Below are 16029 nucleotides of genomic sequence, written 5' to 3'. Positions count from 1 at the left end.
AGTGGTGAGATGGATTGCTTCGCTCCGCTCGCAATGACGGCGAAATCGGCCTTACCGGCGCCCAGATTGCCTAAACGTAATGCAGGCCGCAGAACCGGCGCGATTGCGCGGGTCGGGTTTCCACGCCATATAGGTCCCGTACCCTGTCAATCGATAGAGGCGTTGATGCTTGACGGACTTCGCCAGTTCATTGCCGATATTGTGTCGTCCGACGCGCAGGCGGATCGGGCATTCGATGACAATGATTATCGTCTTGCCGCCACTGCGCTGCTCGTCCACGTCGTCTCGATCGACGGCGAGCCGAGCGCGAACGAGAAACGCAAACTGCACAGCCTGATCGAAAGCCGCTTTGGACTCGATCGTGGCACCGCGGACAAATTGATCGCGTCCGCAACGCGGATCGAAGGCGAAGCGGTCGATCTCTATCATTTCACGAGCGTCATCATGCGGCAGGTCAACGAAGAGGGGCGCCTGCGCATCGTCGAGATGATGTGGGAGTTGGTTTTTGCCGACGGCCAGGTCAGCGAGTTCGAGGACAACGTGGTGTGGCGAGCGGCGGATCTCCTGGGTGTCTCCTCGCGTGATCGCATCGATCTCAAGCGCCGCGTAGGCGAAAAGCAGGCGAGCCTGCCCCGGGGGCCCTGGGGTGTTGCCGACGCGGCAATCTGACACTGCGTTCGCGGGCTGTTCGCTTCCCGCCGTGCAGATGACGAAACTTTAATGTACATCGCGCAACCGGCCGGTTTGCGCGCTAAGCCCCAAAATGATGCATTCCGATCGCGAAGGCGGCCAGCGCTGCATGCGGATATGCCCGCGGGTGGCTTGCGCCGGACCACAAGCCTATGCTCTCGTTCGGCCGTTCGTAACGGGCCCTGTGATTCATTAAGAGCATTCGATCGTGACCGAGTGTGTGACGCTGATTACCGGTGCATCGGCGGGTATAGGCGCCGAGCTGGCGCGTGTTTTCGCATCCAACGGTCATCGTGTGGCGTTGGTGGCGCGCCGCGCCGATCGCCTCACGGCGCTCGCCAGTGAAATCGCTGGCAAGGGTGGTGCAGCGCCGATCGTGATTCCGTGCGACCTCGAGCAGCCAGATGCCGGCGACAAGATCGCCGCCGCGCTGGCCGAGGCCGGCGTCGAGGTCGAATATGTCGTCAACAATGCCGGCTTCGGCGTGTTCGGCTACGCGAACAAGCGCGACCGGGCCGACCAGCTCAACATCATCAACGTCAACATCCGCGCGCTGACCGATCTGTCGCTGCGATTTGCCGATTCGCTGATCCGCCATCGCGGCGGCATCCTCAATGTCGGTTCGATCGCGGGCTTCCTGCCGGGGCCGGGCATGGCGGTCTATTACGCTTCCAAGGCCTATGTGCTGTCGTTCACGGAGGCGCTGCGCAAGGAGCTCGAGCCGCACGGCGTCCGTGTCACCCTGGTCTGTCCGGGGCCGGTGCCGACGGAATTCCAGGCCCGCGCCGGCTTCGCACCGGGATTTGACTCCGCGATCCTCAACGTCTCGGCGGCGGAGGTCGCGCGGCAGGCCTATGGTGGCTTGATGGCGAACAAGCGGGCGGTGCTGCCCGGCCTCTTCATCAAGGTGGTGCCACTGCTGCTCCGATTTTTCCCGCGGTCATTCATCCTGACGGCGGTCGGCGGTTTCCAGCTACGTCGGCGCTGACGCAAACCAAAGGGCTCCAATTTGGCCCGCGATTTGCTTTAAAATATTCGATGAGTTGGCGTGAACTCACCCGAAATTAAGAATTGCTTAGGCATGCTGCCAGCTTGCTGCATGCCGCTTGAGGTCGATGTCGTCACGATCTGAAACAGCCAATGTCGTGCTGCCTTTCCCCGGTGGAAGGCGCGCGGCCGTCACCGCAAGCCGACCTGCCTCCCTGCTGCCGGTCCTGATCGTCCTGCACCAGGAGACTTCCAAGCCCGGCCGCGTCGGCAACGCCTTGCGCGCGCTCGGCCATCCCCTGGATATCCGCCGCCCGCGGTTCGGCGATGCGCTTCCCGAGACACTGGATGAGCATGCGGGCGCCATCATCTTCGGCGGCCCGATGAGCGCCAATGATGGCGATGATTTTGTGCGGCGGGAGATCGACTGGATCGAAATTCCGCTGCGCGAGCAACGGCCGTTTCTCGGCATTTGCTTGGGGGCTCAGATGCTCGCCAGGCAGCTCGGCGCCAGCGTCGCGCCGCATCCGGAAGGCCGCGCCGAGATCGGCTATTATCCGATCCGCCCGACCGAAGCAGGCCGCGCGCTTTGCCCCTATTGGCCGCAGCAGGTCTACCACTGGCACCGCGAGGGATTCGAATTGCCTGACGGCGCCGAGCTTCTCGCCGAGGGCGGCGACTTTCCGGTGCAGGCGTTCAGATACGGACACGCCTTCGGCTTGCAGTTCCATCCTGATGTCACCTACGCGATGATGCATTGCTGGACGACGCGCGGCGGCGACCGCCTGGATTCGCCCGGCGCCCGCCCACGCCATCAGCATTTCGCCGACCGCGCCGTCTACGACGCGGTCGAGCGGGCATGGCTGAAGCATTTCATCGACGACTGGCTGGCGCGCGAGCCGATGGCGGTGATGTCGGAGGCGGCGGAGTAGGGGGCGTTGGGAGTTTGCGGAGCGAGCCCGCCTTCGCCCGTTGGGCTTCGGCGCGGCAGCCTTCGCTCGCTTCGCTACGAGAGAGCTCGGGTGGCTTGCCGAGCCGTAGCTCGCGAAGCGAGCGAAGGCTGGTGGAGCCAGGCGGGATCGAACCGCCGACCTCATCATTGCGAACGATGCGCTCTCCCAGCTGAGCTATGGCCCCGTCCAGACCGGTCCGTGCTGAGCAGTGCGGCCGGCAATCGGCGCCATTTACCGTCCCGCCCAAGCCCAAGTCAAGAACAGTAAACGCCCGGTTTTTGGCCACGTTGATCCGGAAGTTCCCTTGTTTGTGCAGGGGCGAACCGATATTTAGCTCGTTGTCCCACCCGCGAGCCCCCACCACATGCGCGCCATCCTCGACATCGTCATCATTGTCCTTGACCTCTATGTCTGGCTCCTGATCGCCGCTGCGATCCTGTCGTGGCTGGTCGCGTTCAATGTCGTGAACACGCGCAACCAGTTCGTATCAGCGGTGGCCGAGTTCCTGTACCGGATCACGGAACCGGTGCTGGCGCCGATCCGGAAGATCATGCCTAATCTGGGCGGGCTCGATATCTCGCCGATAATCGTCATTCTGCTCATCATGTTCATCGAGCGGGTGATCATGTACTACGTCTATCCCAACGTGATCTGAGCGCCCTTCGGCCGGTGACCGATCCTTGGCAGATCTCCCTTGGCGCTATTCCACCGGTGGCATCAGCGTCGCACTCCGCGTGACGCCCCGCGGCGGCCGCGACGACATCGATGGGATCGAGACGCTGTCCGACGGCCGTAATGTGCTGAAGGTCCGGGTCCGCGCCATTGCCGACGGCGGCGAGGCCAATCGGGCGGTAATGGGCCTGCTTGCCAAGGCGCTGGGCGTGCCCAAGGGGCGGGTGAAGATCCTCTCGGGCGCCACCTCGCGGCTCAAACAGGTGGCGATCGAAGGCGATCCACGGCAGCTCGGTGACACCTTGCGCCAAGTGACTGCACCCAACGCGAAGGATTGAGATGACGGCTCACATCATCGACGGAAAAGCCATTGCAGCCGACCTCCGCGCACGCGTCGCGGAGGAGGTTGCCCGCGTCAAGCGCGAACACGGGCTGGTGCCGGGGCTGGCTGTGGTCCTGGTCGGCAACGATCCCGCGAGCGAAGTCTATGTCCGCAGCAAGCACACGCAGACCCAGGCCGCCGGCATGGCCTCGTTCGAGCAGAAGCTGCCGGCCGATGTCGCACAGGCCGATCTGCTGGCGCTGATCGGCAAGCTCAACCGCGACCCGGCGGTGCACGGCATCCTGGTGCAACTGCCGCTGCCGAAATCCATTCACACCGAAACCATCATCAATGCCATCGATCCGGCCAAGGACGTCGATGGCCTGCATCCGAACAATGCCGGGCGGCTCGCTGGCGGCTTCGCCGCGCTGTCGCCCTGCACGCCGCTCGGCTGCATCATCCTGACCAAGAGCATGCATCCCTCGCTCGAAGGCATGAATGCGCTGGTGATTGGCCGCTCCAACCTGGTCGGCCGCCCGCTGGTGCAGTTGCTGTTGAACGAAAATGCGACGGTGACGATCGCGCATTCGCGCTCGCGCGACCTGCCGAAGCTCGCCGCTAGCGCCGACCTGCTCTATGCGGCGGTCGGCAGGCCCGAGATGGTGCGCGGCGACTGGATCAAGCCGGGCGCGACCGTGATCGATGTCGGCATCAACCGCATCCCTGTAGAGGGCGGCAAGCCGCGTCTGGTCGGCGATGTCGCCTATCAGGAGGCGCTGAGCGTCGCCGGCGCGATCACGCCGGTGCCGGGCGGCGTCGGGCAGATGACGGTGGCCTGCCTGTTGGTGAACACGCTCCGCGCCGCTTGCGCGATCGCTGGCCTGCCAGCGCCGGGGGTTTAGGTAAATGCCGTCATTCCGGGGCGCGCAGCGCGAGCTATGATGTGCAATTGCACATCATAGCTCGATGCTTCGCATCGAGCCCGGAATGACGCTCGGTGCTTACCCCGCGCTGTTCTCGATGAACCGCCGATAGAACCGGATCATGTCGGCGTAGCCCTCGATGCTGAGGCGTTCATTGGTGCCGTGGAAGCGCTTCAGGTCGTCGCTGTTGGCGCGCACCGGGGAGAAACGGAAGATGTTGTCGGTGATATCGGCATAGTGCCGCGAATCGGTTGCGGCGATCATCAGGCCGGGCGCGACGATGACGTCGGGATAGATCTCGCGGATGGTGCGGTTGAGCGTCTGGTAGGACGCGCTGGCTGTGCCGGTCACCGATGGCGGATCGGTATTGCCGGGAAACGGCTTGATCGAGATGCGATCGTTGCCGACGGTGGAGCTGACGTGATCAGTCACGCTTGCCTGGGTGTCGCCGGGCAGCAGCCGGAAGTTGACGGTGGCCTCGGCGCGGCCGGGCAGCACATTGTCCTTGTCGCCGGCATTGAAGATGGTGAGCGCGGTGGTGGTGCGGACCATCGCTTCTGTCGGTCCGGTCTTCTGGAACTCGCGCAGGAGCAGCGGCTTGAACAGCCAGAGATTCGACAGGATCACGCGGTTGACGCCATTCATCTCGGGCGCCAGTGTGTCGAACATCTCCGACACCGTGGCGCGGATTTGCATCGGCAGGCGGTGATCCTCAAGCTTGACCAGCGCCGCGCTCATCATGCCGATCGCGGTCTCGCGCGGCGGCATCGAGGAGTGGCCGGGCGTCGCCTGCGCCGACAGCACCAGCGTGGCATAGCCTTTTTCGGCCACGCCGATCAGGGCAGCTTGCCTGGCAAGCCCCTTCATGATGCCGTCGGTGATCAACAGGCCCTCGTCGAGCACGAAGTCGAGCTTGATCCCGCGCGAGGCGAGCGTCGCGGCGATCGCCTTGGCGCCGCGCGTGCCCGCAACCTCCTCATCGTGGCCGAAGGCGAAATAGATCGTCCGCTTCGGCTGAAAGCCGGCTTTTGCGAGCGCCTCGGCGGCCTCCAGCATCGCATAGAGGTTACCCTTGTCGTCCCAGGAGCCGCGGCCCCAGATGAATCCGTCGGCGATCACGCCGTCATAGGGCGGCTGCTGCCAGTCCTTGTCGGTGCCGGGCGCGACCGGCACCACGTCCTGATGCGCGAGCAGGGCGATCGGCTGTGCCCTCGGATCGCTGCCTTCCCAGGTGTAGAGCAGGCTCAGGCCGGCGATGACCTCGCGCTTGGCGGCGGCATGAAACGCCGGGAAGCTTTTCTCGATATGGGCCTGCATGCCGCGCAACGCCGGGGCATGCTGTTCGGGCTTTTCGAAGCTCGAGATGGTCCTGAAGCGGATTGCCTCGGCTAGCCGGGAGGCGGCGGTTTCCGCATCAACGGCCGCGCGCGGGATGGCCGCGACCTGGAGCTGCCGCGAGCCGCGGCTGAAGACATTGAAAGCGAGCACACCGGCAAGGACGACCGCCGCTGCAACCAGGAGCAGCACGGCCTTGCCGATGATCTTGATGAGCCGGCGCAATCGTTCCCCCTCGACATTCCCATGCCCCGGAGGCGCCACACCGCGCGTTCGGGATCAGGTGTTACTTCTTCGCCCGTGCGATCCCTTCGGTGATCAGCCTGCGCGCTTCTTCGGCGTCGCCCCAGCGCAGCACCTTCACCCACTTGTTCTTTTCGAGATCCTTGTAGTGCTCGAAGAAATGCTGGATCTGGTCCAGCGTGATCTGGGGAAGGTCGCCGTAGTTCTTCACCTTGTCGTAGCGCTGGGTGAGCTTTGACGAGGGCACTGCGAGGATCTTTTCGTCACCGCCGGCTTCGTCTTCCATCAGGAGCACGCCGACCGGGCGCACGCTCATCACCGCGCCGGGCACGATGGCGCGGGTGTTGACGATCAGGACGTCGCAGGGGTCGCCGTCGTCGGACAGGGTGTGCGGGATGAAGCCGTAATTGCCGGGATAGCGCATCGGCGTATAGAGGAAACGGTCGACCACCAGCGTGCCGGCTTCCTTGTCCATTTCATATTTGATCGGCTCGCCGCCGACCGGCACTTCGATGATGACGTTGACGTCATGCGGCGGATTCACTCCGATCGATACCGCATCAATACGCATAGAGAACTCCGTGATTGCCAACGCGGGTGCGCCGGGCAGGACCAGTGATTGCTGCTGTCATACGCGGGCTGGGCCCGCCCATCCATCTAACTTTCGAGGAAAAATGATGGATTTTTGGGCTATTGGTTGACGCGCGCCCGTGGCGCCGTCCCGGAGACGCTCGCAGCCTCAGTTGGTCCAGGCAAAAGCGACCTTGTCGAGCGATTTCGGCCCGAACCTTTCGGAGGAGCGCGCCACCATGCGGCCGCCGAGCGCGCGATAAAACTCCGTGGCCGGGTCGTTATCCGACAGCGCCCAGACCACCATGCTCTTCAGCCCGCTCTGCGCGAGATCGCGGCGGGCGGCGTTGAACAGGCGGCGGCCGAAGCCGAGGCCCTGGAATTCCGGCCGCAGATAGAGCTCGTAGATCTCGCCTTCGAAGTGCAGGCTGCGGGCGCGGTTACGGCCGTAATTGGCGTAGCCTGCAATCTTGTCGCCGAACACCAGCACGCTGACGCGGCTGCCCTTGCGGATCGCACTGTCCCACCAGTGCGGGCCGCGCCGGTTGATCAGCTTTTCCAGTTCGGCGCCGGGGATGATGCCCTGATAGGCTGAACGCCAGGCTTCGTCATGCGTAGCCGCCACCGCGGCTGCATCCGCAACCTTGGCCGGCCGGACCTCTATCAGGGTTGTGCTCATGATCCAATCAAAGCAAGTCGGCGCGCCGCCTTCAAGCTCTATCGTTAATTATCGGTTAACCTGTGGATTTTTTGCATCAGTTTTCGAACGACTTGTACCGAAAGAGGACAGTGCGAACTTCAATCGGCCGTTCGTGATGCGGGGGGCAGGCTGGCGTCACGCCGATGACATATGGTCAGCAAGCGTGTCGTGAAAAACTGCGCCGGGCTGATTCGCGAGATCGTCTTTCGGCGTATCCGGTTTTGCCCAACATGGTCGCATCAGGCCAAGAATGCATTCGCTTAAAGTGATTTTCGCGCTGCTTCTTGCCGCGGCGCTCGGCTCCAAGGCAGCTCCGGCGCAACCCGTCCTGGGGGCGCAAGGCGAGGAGGGAGAACCGAACCGGGGGCAGCAATGGCTGGTGCCGTCGCCCGATCCCGCGCGGCCGGCGCGCGCCTTGCTGTTTCGCCCGCCAGGCGCAGGGCCGTTTCCGCTGGCCTTGATCGCGCACGCCACGACGCAGAATGTGCTGCGCCGGGCGCAGATGCCGCAGCCCGAATACCGCGCGCTGGCCGCGTTTCTGGTCGCACGCGGCTTTGCCGTGCTGGTGCCGGAGCGGCTCGGCCATGGCGCAACAGGCGGAACATACCTGGAAGACCAGGGCGGCTGCGACGAGGCGGATTATTCACGCGCGGCTCGGGCTACCGCCGGGCAGATCAGGCTCGCACTCGATTACCTCAGCGATCAGCCTTTCATCCGGAAGGATCACGCTGTCGTCATCGGCCATTCCGCCGGCGGCTGGGGTGCGCTGGCGCTTGCCGCCGAGAGCCCAAATGGCATCTTGGCGATCATCGCCTTCGCGCCGGGGCGCGGCGGCCGCGCCAATGATTTTCCGGACCAGGTTTGCGCGCCGCACACCCTGCTCGCTTCCGCGGCCGAGTTCGGCCGAGGGGCGAAAGTGCCGGTGACATGGTTCGTTGCCGCCAACGACAGTTATTTCTCGCCGGCGCTATCGCGGCAGCTCGCCGATGCCTTTCGCGAGGCCGGCGGGCGGGTGGATTTTTACGTGCTGCCGGCCTATGGCGGCGAAGGCCATTGGCTGCCCGAAAGCGAGAATGGCGTTAAGCTCGCCGCGGCAGAACTCGACCGCGCGCTGAGAGCGCGGCGTGCTGCTCGGACTAAACCATGACGCACGCTTCGTCGTCGCGCAAGAATGCGTCAACTGGAAACAGAATGCGACTCTGGCCGGACGATGACGTGATCCTCTATGACGGCGTCTGCATCTTCTGCTCGCGCTGGGTCCGCTTCGTCGTCGCGCGCGACACGAACCGCCGCTTCCGTTTCACGCCGGTCCAATCGGACTATGGCACGCGGCTGGCGCGGAGGTTCGGCATTGATCCAGCCGACCCTGACACCAACGCCGTCGTGCATGGCGGTGTCGCGTATTTCAAATCCGACGCCGCGCTGACGGTGCTGAGCCACCTGCCGGGCTGGCGCTGGACCCGAGCACTGTTCGCGGTGCCGAAGCCGCTGCGCGACGCCGTCTACAATCTCGTGGCGCGCAATCGCTATCGCATTTTCGGCAAATACGAGACTTGCTTTGTGCCGGATGCTGAGATGCGGACGCGGGTGATTGAATGATGGGTTTCGCTGCGCTCTACCCATCCTACGACTGTCGTCCGTGCGAAAGCAGCGACCCATAACCACAGCCTCGTAGCCCGGGTGGAGCGCCAGCGTAACCCCGGGCCGCTCGCAAGGCGGATAGAGATGTCCCGTGTTGCGTGGAGCCTGTCATCGGGCGCGCGTTCACGCGACCCGTTGGCTCCACCCGGGCTACGGTGCTCGCGATGACTGGAAAGCGGTTAGCGCTTCGCCTTTGAAGCCAGCACTTCCTGTGCCGCGCGCTCGCCGGAGTCGCGCGCGCCATGTGCGGTGGAGAAGAAGTTCGGCGAGGTCGCTTCACCCGCGAAGAACAATCGTCCATCGATGGGCGCGGCCAGCACGGCGCGTTTGCCGGCATGGCCGGGGAGCGCGTGCGAATAGGCGCCGCGGGCGAAGGGGTCGTGCGCCCAGCGGGATTCCGCAAGCGGCGTCAGCTTGCGCCGGATGTCGCTACCGAGAAAGCCCGCGATCTCGTCGATGCTGTGCGCGGCAAAGGCGCCGTCGCCGGCATCTTCCAGCTCTTTTGCGAACCGGCCGCCGAAAAAGCCCTCGATGCAGGGCTGGCCGAACGGACGGATGTGATAGGTGCCCATTTCGGTGCGCATGGTGGCGCCGCGCAAATTGCCTTCCTTCGGAAAGGCCTCCGCATCCGCGAGCGTCAGCACCACCTTGTCGTCGACGCCGAGCGGCAGTCCGCGTGCGGCGTCGACCTTTGCCGGCAGCGCGGGCGAGAAGCGGATCGCTTCATCCGCGATCAAATTGGTCGGCACGGTCACGATCACATGGTCGGCCGCAAGGGTGCCCAGCGACGTTTCGAGGCGCAGGCGTTTTCCGGAATGGTCGATCAGCGTGACATTGCAATTGAGCGCGACGGGACATGAGGCACCATAGGCGGCGACCAGCGCGCCATAGCCGCGCCGCACGCGCCAATTGATGTTGGTGTCCTCATAAGCCTCCATGTCGAGGATCGAGACCTGATCGAGCTCGCAGCCGTTCACATAGGTGGAGATCGCATCGATCATCGGATTCCAGCGATTACCCGGCTCGAGATAACGGTTCGCAGGCGCGTCCTCGCCCTTTTGCGCGGCCTTCCAAGCGCGCTCGTAGAATTCATCGAGCGAACGCATGAAATCGTCGCGATCGGCTTGCGGGAACGCCTTGCCATAGGCGCGCTCGCGCCAGGGCGGCAAGGTCTTGTTGATCTCGAAATTCAGTTGTTCGGCGACGGCGACGAAACTGTTCTTGTCCGCCGAATGCAGCCAGCCGCAGCCGACGTCGAACACCACATCGGGCGCGGCCTGCACCGTATGCGCCCGCCCGCCGAGGCGGTCGCGCGCTTCCAGCACTACCACCGACAGGCCGGAATCCTTCAGCGCATTGGCTGCGCCAAGGCCGGCCGCGCCAGCGCCGATGATGACGACATCGACTGAGGAGGGGAGGGACATCGGGTCGTCCACTTCATCGTCATGCCGGGGCAAAAGCGCGAAGCGCGTCTTCGCGCAGATGTCCCGGGCATCCACGCTCTTGGTTCCCAGTATCGAAGACGTGGATGGCCGGGACAAGCCCGGCCATGACGGTTCCCTTGTGGAGCGAGAGGTTAAGCCACCGCTTCCTTGGCCTTTTCGGCGCGCTTGCGGTCGTTCGGATCGAGGTGCTTCTTGCGCAGCCGGATCGACTTCGGCGTCACTTCGACGAGCTCGTCGTCCTCGATATAGGCCAGCGCCTTTTCCAGGGTCATCCGGATCGGCGGGGTCAGGCGCACCGCTTCGTCCTTGGAGGTGGTGCGGATGTTGGTGAGCTGCTTGCCCTTCAGCACATTGATCTCGAGATCGTTGTCGCGGGTGTGCTCGCCGACGATCATGCCCTTGTACACCTTCCAGCCCGGCTCGATCATCATCGGGCCGCGATCCTCCAGCTTGAACATGGCATAGGCGACGGCCTCGCCCTGATCGTTGGAGATCAGGACGCCATTGCGACGGCCCTGGATCTCGCCCTTATAGGGCGCATAGCCGTGGAACAGGCGGTTCATGATCGCGGTGCCGCGGGTGTCGGTGAGCAGTTCACCCTGATAGCCGATCAGGCCGCGGGTCGGCGCGTAGAACACGAGCCGGAGCCGGTTGCCGCCGGACGGGCGCATCTCGATCATCTCGGCCTTGCGCTCGCTCATCTTCTGCACGACGACGCCGGAATGCTCCTCGTCGACGTCGATCACGACTTCCTCGATCGGCTCCAGCGCCTGGCCCGTGGCCTCGTCCTTCTTGAACACGACGCGCGGACGCGACACCGAGAGCTCAAAACCTTCGCGGCGCATGGTCTCGATCAGGATCGCGAGCTGCAATTCGCCACGGCCGGAGACTTCCATCGAGTCTTTATCGGCGGCTTCGATGACGCGCAGCGCGACATTGCCTTCGGCCTCGCGCATCAGGCGATCGCGGATCATGCGGCTCGTCACCTTGTCGCCTTCGGTGCCTGCGAGCGGGGAGTTGTTGACGATGAAGGACATCGACACCGTCGGCGGATCGATCGGCTGCGCCAGCAGCGGCGTCTCGACGGTGGGATCGCAGAACGTATCGGCGACGGTGCCCTTGGTGAGGCCGGCAATGGCGACGATGTCGCCGGCTTCAGCTTCATCGAGCGGTGTGCGCTCGATTCCGCGGAACGCCAGGATCTTTGACACGCGTCCCTGCTCGACCAGCTTGCCTTCCGCATTCAGCACCTTCACAGCCTGGTTCGGCTTGACGATGCCGGAGGTGATGCGGCCGGTGATGATACGCCCCAGATAGGGATTGGCCTCGAGGATGGTGCCGATCATGCGGAACGGGCCTTCCTCGACCTTCGGCGGCGCGACGTGCCGCACGATGAGATCGAACAGCGGCTGCATGCCTGCTTCCTTTGGGCCTTCCGGGCTCTCCGCCATCCAGCCCTGCTTGGCCGAGCCGTACAGGATCGGGAAATCGAGCTGCTCCTCGCTGGCATCGAGCGCCGCGAACAGATCGAACACTTCGTTGATGACTTCGGTCGGGCGCGCGTCGGGGCGGTCGACCTTGTTGATGACGACGATCGGCTTCAAGCCGACCTTGAGCGCCTTGGAGACCACGAACTTGGTCTGCGGCAGCGGGCCTTCGGCGGCATCCACCAGCACCAGCGCACCGTCCACCATGTTGAGGATGCGCTCGACCTCGCCGCCGAAATCGGCGTGGCCGGGGGTATCGACGATGTTGATGCGGATGTCCTTCCACTGCACCGATGCGGCCTTGGCCAGGATGGTGATCCCGCGCTCGCGCTCGAGATCGTTGGAATCCATGGCGCGTTCGGCGACCTTCTGATTCTCGCGGAACGTACCGGATTGCTGCAGCAGGCGGTCCACCAGGGTGGTCTTGCCGTGGTCGACGTGGGCGATGATGGCGACGTTACGAAGATTCATGGCTCTGCTTTTCGGTCATGCACAGGTCTTGAGCGATCTCGCCGGAAAGCCGGGATCGATCTTTGGCAGCTACGGCCCCTCCGGGTCCGGATCACACTCAAGCCTTTGAAATCTCGCGGGGCGCGGCTCGCCTCAAAAAGCAAGCCCGGCCAAAAAGGGACCGGGCAAAGCTTGCGCGTTGCGGCGCAATATAGTCAGAAACCGCCAAAAAACAATGCGTTGTTTGCCGGGTACCGGCCGTTTTTGGAACTCTATGGGGTCCTCCTTCACCTCCCCGCAAGCGGGAGAGGGGGGCGCACCGTGGGTCGGGGATGCAATTCAGCCTGATTTCATGATGCCTATCCGGCTTCCTTTTCCTCGCTCGGATAGACCCCACGGAGCACCTCCTCGAAGTGGCCCTTGACGGCCTCGTTGCACAGGCAGGAGCGGAGGCGCAGGCCGTCGAGGTTGCGGACCAGGATCGCGCCGCGGCGTGTCTCCAGCACGCCTTCGGCCTTGAAGGACTGAATCACACGGCTAGCATAGCTGCGCCCTACCCCCAAGAGCGTGGCGAGCTGCTCATGTGTGAGCGGCACGGCGCCATCGCCATTGGTGCGCTCCATCGCCGAGATGATCCATTTGGCGGTGCGCTGTTCGATCGAGTGGATCGCGTTACATGCCGTCGACTGGAAGATCTGCGCCAGCATGCAATCGGCGTAGCGTGCGAAGACGTTGCGGATCGAGGGCGATTTCAGCTTGGCCGCTTCCAGCTTGCCGATCGCCAGCCGCGCGAACGGCCCCCCGAACTTGACGATGATGCGGGTAAAGGCGGGAAGATATCCCTGGCTGACGATGCCGCCGACGGCACCCTCGCGGCCGACCAGAATGGTCTCGACGTCGCGGCCGTCCTCGTTGGTCACGAGGTAGGAGACGAGGCTGGGCCCGCACGGAAAATACACGGTCTCCACGTCATCGCCGGGGCTGTAAAGCAGGTCGTTGGCATTGGCCTCGGCGCGCGCGAGGTGCGGTGCGATCAGCCCATAATCGGCGTCGCTCAGACGGCGCAACAGGTTGTTAAAGGGCCGGTCAGCTCTGTCCGGTTGGCTGCGTTGTTGAAGCATCGGGTCTCCCCCTCACCAACCGCGACGATAGTCAACCCGTTCCTCCTGTTGTGTGCACAAGTGAACAGACGCCGGGGCCGCAGTGTGGTGGTTTCAATGCGGGAACCGCCGGTGTGCTTCAGAGGCGCCGGCAGCGTGCCGACTGGCGGCTCATGTCCGGACCATCAGATCAATGCCTCAAAACAGGACCTGGCGCGCATATGAAACCGGCCCTCTTCAGCCGCATGCCTTCCGACGTGTTGATCGTCGAGGACGACCCGATCATCGCCATCGATTTCGAGGACACGATCCTCGGCTTCGGGGTGAAGACGGTGCGGACAGCGACCAGTGTCGCGCAAGCACTTCAGATGATCGCCTATCGCCGGCCCGACTTCGCGCTGCTGGATGTCGTGCTGGCCCGCGAGAACACCTTTGCGCTCGCCGAGGAGCTCGACGCGCTACGGATCCCCTATCTCTTCGTCACCGGCTACGGCGCTGACGTCCAGCTTCCCGCTGCGCTGGCCGGCAAGCCGCGCCTGGTCAAGCCATGCTCGACCGAAGCGCTGGAAGCAGCGCTGCGAATGCGGGTTTCAGATTCGTAGCCCGGATGAAGCGCAGCGCAATCCGGGGTCTTGGGTTCGCGGATAGAGCGTCCCGGATTGCGCTCCATCCGGGCTACGTCACGTCACTACGTTACGATGTTACACCGGCTTCGGGTCGAGCGTGGTCGACCACAGCGCGACGTCGGCGCGGTCGCGCAAGGTTACTGTCATCTGTCCGGTCGCGCCGTCGATCTTGACGTGGCCGAAGAACTGCATGCCCGCCGATGGCGGCAGGTTCTGCTTGTCGGCTCCGGGCGCCTTGATGAACTTCACCTCGGGTCCAAACGTGTTGTCGAGCTCGTTGGGGCCGAAAGTGCCGGCATGCAGCGGGCCGGAGACGAATTCCCAGAACGGGTCGAAGTCCTGGAACTGCGCCTTGTTCGGATTGTAGTAGTGCGCGGCGGCGTAGTGCACGTCGGCGGTCAGCCACACGGTGTTGACGATCCCGGCGGTCTTGATGAAACGCAGGATCTCGGCGATCTCGAGCTCGCGGCCGCGCGCCGGGCCGTCTCCTTGCGCGAACGCTTCGGAGCCTTTGCTGTTGGCCGCATCGTCATAGACGATGAGGCTGAGCGGCATGTCGGAGGCGATCACCTTCCAGGTGGCGCGCGAGTTGAGCAGTCCGCGCTTCAGCCAGGCGAGTTGGTCCGGGCCAAGGAAATAAGCATCGGGACCGTAGCTGGTCTGCTGGTTTGGCCCGTTGGGTCCGCGATAGCTGCGCTCGTCCAGCATGAATACGTCGAGATGCGGTCCGTAGCTGAGCGTGCGATAGACGCGGCCCGGCTCGACGATGCTTTCGCGCATCGGATACATCTCGTGGAAGGCGCGTGCGGCGCGCGCTGCGAGCACGTTGATGTCGCGCTCCTTGTAGGCGGCAGGAAGCTGTTTCGACAGCGACCAGTTGTTGGTGACCTCGTGGTCGTCCCATTGCACGAAGATCGGCACTTCCGCATTGAAGGCGCGCACATGCTCGTCGAGCAGGTTGTACTTGTGCGCCGCGCGGTACTCGTCGAGCGTCTCGGCGACCTTGGCCTTCTCGGGGATGGTGAGGTTCTTCCAGAGCTTGCCGTCGGCGAGTTTCACCTCGGACGGAATGACGCCATCGGCATAGATGGTGTCGCCGGAATGCAGGAAGAAATCCGGCTTGTATTTGGCCATGGTGGCGAAGGTGAACATGCCGTTATCGTCGGGATTGATGCCCCAACCCTGACCGGCGACGTCGCCGCCCCAGACAAAGCTGACATCGCGCCGGTCGGCGGGCGCGGTGCGGAAGCGGCCGGTTACGGGCTCGCCGAGGACGTTGACATGGGCGAGGTCGCGGAAGCGCACGCGGTAGAAGATGTCCTGGCCCGCGGGCAGGTTTTCCAGGAGCATCTTGGCGGTGAAATCGCTTTCGGGCAGGGCCGCGATCGGCGGCAGTGCGCGCGCGTCCTTGAAGGATTCGGTCGTCGCGACCTCGACCATCATCTGCGACGGCCGGTCGGCGCGCGCCCAGACCACGCCGCCGTCAACTCCGACGTCGCCGGACTGCACGCCATGGGTGACGGCCGGCCGGTCGGCGGCGCGGGAGAGGTGGGGCATCGCGATGACGCCGGCGCCGACAGCGGCTGAAGAGAGGAACTTTCGGCGGGAAATCCTAATCGTCATGGCAAGCCTCCGTCGGTCCGGCACCGGATGCGCCGAAATGTCGCAACAGACCTAGAAGGATTCTATGACGAAGCGATTACGCCGACCATCTCCACGTAATCGCAGAGAAATTGCATCTGGTCGTCATTCCGGCGCACGCGAAGCGTGAGCCCGGAATCCATTCATCCACGTCGCTTGCGGCCCGATGGATTCCGGGCCTCCGCCTTCGCGCATCCCGGAATGACGGAGGAGAGGTCGCGTGCCCCGCAAACAGGGAACTGAA

The 16029-nt window shown here is 64.1% G+C and carries 16 protein-coding genes and 1 tRNA gene; 9 read left to right on the top strand and 8 right to left on the bottom strand.

Annotated elements, in window-relative coordinates:
- Positions 1–165 precede the first annotated feature (165 nt).
- The 3 genes from AC5ZG5_RS26620 (at position 166) to AC5ZG5_RS26610 (ending at position 2609) form a co-directional block, all read left to right on the top strand.
- Positions 166–669, top strand: a complete 504-nt coding sequence (locus tag AC5ZG5_RS26620) for a tellurite resistance TerB family protein (RefSeq protein WP_456644711.1) — start codon at positions 166–168, stop codon at positions 667–669.
- A 229-nt stretch (positions 670–898) separates the two neighbouring features.
- Positions 899–1678 (top strand): SDR family NAD(P)-dependent oxidoreductase, encoded by a 780-nt coding sequence (locus tag AC5ZG5_RS26615; RefSeq protein ID WP_130227351.1) that lies wholly within the window; start codon positions 899–901, stop codon positions 1676–1678.
- A gap of 127 nt (positions 1679–1805) precedes the next feature.
- A complete protein-coding gene (locus tag AC5ZG5_RS26610; protein ID WP_456644712.1) occupies positions 1806–2609 on the top strand; it encodes a glutamine amidotransferase in 804 nt (267 codons plus the stop codon).
- 129 nt (positions 2610–2738) lie between these two features.
- Here the strand turns inward: AC5ZG5_RS26610 and AC5ZG5_RS26605 are convergent.
- A tRNA-Ala gene (locus tag AC5ZG5_RS26605) sits at positions 2739–2814 on the bottom strand.
- 180 nt (positions 2815–2994) lie between these two features.
- Here AC5ZG5_RS26605 and AC5ZG5_RS26600 point away from each other — a divergent pair.
- Genes AC5ZG5_RS26600 through AC5ZG5_RS26590 form a run of 3 tightly spaced genes read left to right on the top strand, consistent with a single transcriptional unit; the run spans position 2995 to position 4526 of the window.
- On the top strand, positions 2995–3285 hold the full coding sequence (locus AC5ZG5_RS26600) for a YggT family protein (protein WP_028165194.1): 291 nt from the start codon (positions 2995–2997) through the stop codon (positions 3283–3285).
- 25 nt (positions 3286–3310) lie between these two features.
- Entirely contained in the window at positions 3311–3640 is a 330-nt protein-coding gene (locus AC5ZG5_RS26595; RefSeq protein ID WP_456644713.1) for a DUF167 domain-containing protein, read from the top strand.
- 1 nt (position 3641) lies between these two features.
- Positions 3642–4526 (top strand): bifunctional methylenetetrahydrofolate dehydrogenase/methenyltetrahydrofolate cyclohydrolase, encoded by an 885-nt coding sequence (locus AC5ZG5_RS26590; protein WP_456644714.1) that lies wholly within the window; start codon positions 3642–3644, stop codon positions 4524–4526.
- Positions 4527–4625: 99 nt separating this feature from the next.
- Here the strand turns inward: AC5ZG5_RS26590 and AC5ZG5_RS26585 are convergent, their stop codons facing one another.
- From AC5ZG5_RS26585 to AC5ZG5_RS26575, 3 genes are all read right to left on the bottom strand, one after another.
- The gene (locus tag AC5ZG5_RS26585; protein ID WP_456644715.1) at positions 4626–6107 is read right to left on the bottom strand and encodes a M20 family peptidase; all 1482 of its coding nucleotides are present in this window, start codon (positions 6105–6107) and stop codon (positions 4626–4628) included.
- Between the two features lie 61 nt (positions 6108–6168).
- The gene (gene ppa / locus AC5ZG5_RS26580) at positions 6169–6696 is read right to left on the bottom strand and encodes an inorganic diphosphatase (RefSeq protein ID WP_028165190.1); all 528 of its coding nucleotides are present in this window, start codon (positions 6694–6696) and stop codon (positions 6169–6171) included.
- Positions 6697–6864: 168 nt separating this feature from the next.
- Entirely contained in the window at positions 6865–7374 is a 510-nt protein-coding gene (locus tag AC5ZG5_RS26575; RefSeq protein WP_028165189.1) for a GNAT family N-acetyltransferase, read from the bottom strand.
- A 271-nt stretch (positions 7375–7645) separates the two neighbouring features.
- Between AC5ZG5_RS26575 and AC5ZG5_RS26570 the strand changes: the two genes are divergently transcribed.
- Positions 7646–8542, top strand: a complete 897-nt coding sequence (locus tag AC5ZG5_RS26570) for an alpha/beta hydrolase family protein (protein WP_456644716.1) — start codon at positions 7646–7648, stop codon at positions 8540–8542.
- Between the two features lie 44 nt (positions 8543–8586).
- Positions 8587–8994 (top strand): thiol-disulfide oxidoreductase DCC family protein, encoded by a 408-nt coding sequence (locus tag AC5ZG5_RS26565; protein ID WP_456644717.1) that lies wholly within the window; start codon positions 8587–8589, stop codon positions 8992–8994.
- A 221-nt stretch (positions 8995–9215) separates the two neighbouring features.
- On the opposite strand, the gene AC5ZG5_RS26560 is transcribed toward AC5ZG5_RS26565, so the two are convergent.
- From AC5ZG5_RS26560 to AC5ZG5_RS26550, 3 genes are all read right to left on the bottom strand, one after another.
- Positions 9216–10460: a flavin monoamine oxidase family protein gene (locus tag AC5ZG5_RS26560; protein WP_456644718.1), complete on the bottom strand. Its 1245-nt coding sequence runs from the start codon at positions 10458–10460 to the stop codon at positions 9216–9218.
- Between the two features lie 152 nt (positions 10461–10612).
- Positions 10613–12439, bottom strand: coding sequence for a translational GTPase TypA (gene typA / locus AC5ZG5_RS26555; RefSeq protein WP_028165184.1), 1827 nt, complete (start codon positions 12437–12439; stop codon positions 10613–10615).
- A 338-nt stretch (positions 12440–12777) separates the two neighbouring features.
- A complete protein-coding gene (locus AC5ZG5_RS26550) occupies positions 12778–13539 on the bottom strand; it encodes a Crp/Fnr family transcriptional regulator (protein ID WP_456644719.1) in 762 nt (253 codons plus the stop codon).
- A 200-nt stretch (positions 13540–13739) separates the two neighbouring features.
- On the opposite strand from AC5ZG5_RS26550, the gene AC5ZG5_RS26545 reads away from it, so the two are divergent.
- Complete coding sequence (locus AC5ZG5_RS26545; RefSeq protein ID WP_456644720.1) at positions 13740–14120, top strand: response regulator; 381 nt, start codon at positions 13740–13742, stop codon at positions 14118–14120.
- Positions 14121–14219: 99 nt separating this feature from the next.
- Here AC5ZG5_RS26545 and AC5ZG5_RS26540 read toward each other — a convergent pair whose 3' ends face one another.
- Positions 14220–15767: an alkaline phosphatase D family protein gene (locus AC5ZG5_RS26540; protein ID WP_456644721.1), complete on the bottom strand. Its 1548-nt coding sequence runs from the start codon at positions 15765–15767 to the stop codon at positions 14220–14222.
- Positions 15768–16029 lie beyond the last annotated feature (262 nt).

Source organism: Bradyrhizobium sp. Ses1, from assembly GCF_059512365.1.
Note: the sequence above shows the minus strand (reverse complement) of the source record. Positions and strands in the feature narration are given on the sequence as shown.

Bases quoted from the DNA above. Each gene is read 5' to 3' on its own strand.
- AC5ZG5_RS26570 (WP_456644716.1), top strand. From the start codon at position 7,646: ATGCATTCGCTTAAAGTGATTTTCGCGCTGCTTCTTGCCGCGGCGCTC.
- AC5ZG5_RS26550 (WP_456644719.1), bottom strand. From the start codon at position 13,539: ATGCTTCAACAACGCAGCCAACCGGACAGAGCTGACCGGCCCTTTAAC.
- AC5ZG5_RS26590 (WP_456644714.1), top strand. From the start codon at position 3,642: ATGACGGCTCACATCATCGACGGAAAAGCCATTGCAGCCGACCTCCGC.
- AC5ZG5_RS26610 (WP_456644712.1), top strand. From the start codon at position 1,806: ATGTCGTCACGATCTGAAACAGCCAATGTCGTGCTGCCTTTCCCCGGT.
- AC5ZG5_RS26560 (WP_456644718.1), bottom strand. From the start codon at position 10,460: ATGTCCCTCCCCTCCTCAGTCGATGTCGTCATCATCGGCGCTGGCGCG.
- typA (WP_028165184.1), bottom strand. From the start codon at position 12,439: ATGAATCTTCGTAACGTCGCCATCATCGCCCACGTCGACCACGGCAAG.
- AC5ZG5_RS26545 (WP_456644720.1), top strand. From the start codon at position 13,740: ATGAAACCGGCCCTCTTCAGCCGCATGCCTTCCGACGTGTTGATCGTC.
- ppa (WP_028165190.1), bottom strand. From the start codon at position 6,696: ATGCGTATTGATGCGGTATCGATCGGAGTGAATCCGCCGCATGACGTC.
- AC5ZG5_RS26600 (WP_028165194.1), top strand. From the start codon at position 2,995: ATGCGCGCCATCCTCGACATCGTCATCATTGTCCTTGACCTCTATGTC.
- AC5ZG5_RS26575 (WP_028165189.1), bottom strand. From the start codon at position 7,374: ATGAGCACAACCCTGATAGAGGTCCGGCCGGCCAAGGTTGCGGATGCA.
- AC5ZG5_RS26540 (WP_456644721.1), bottom strand. From the start codon at position 15,767: ATGACGATTAGGATTTCCCGCCGAAAGTTCCTCTCTTCAGCCGCTGTC.
- AC5ZG5_RS26565 (WP_456644717.1), top strand. From the start codon at position 8,587: ATGCGACTCTGGCCGGACGATGACGTGATCCTCTATGACGGCGTCTGC.
- AC5ZG5_RS26620 (WP_456644711.1), top strand. From the start codon at position 166: ATGCTTGACGGACTTCGCCAGTTCATTGCCGATATTGTGTCGTCCGAC.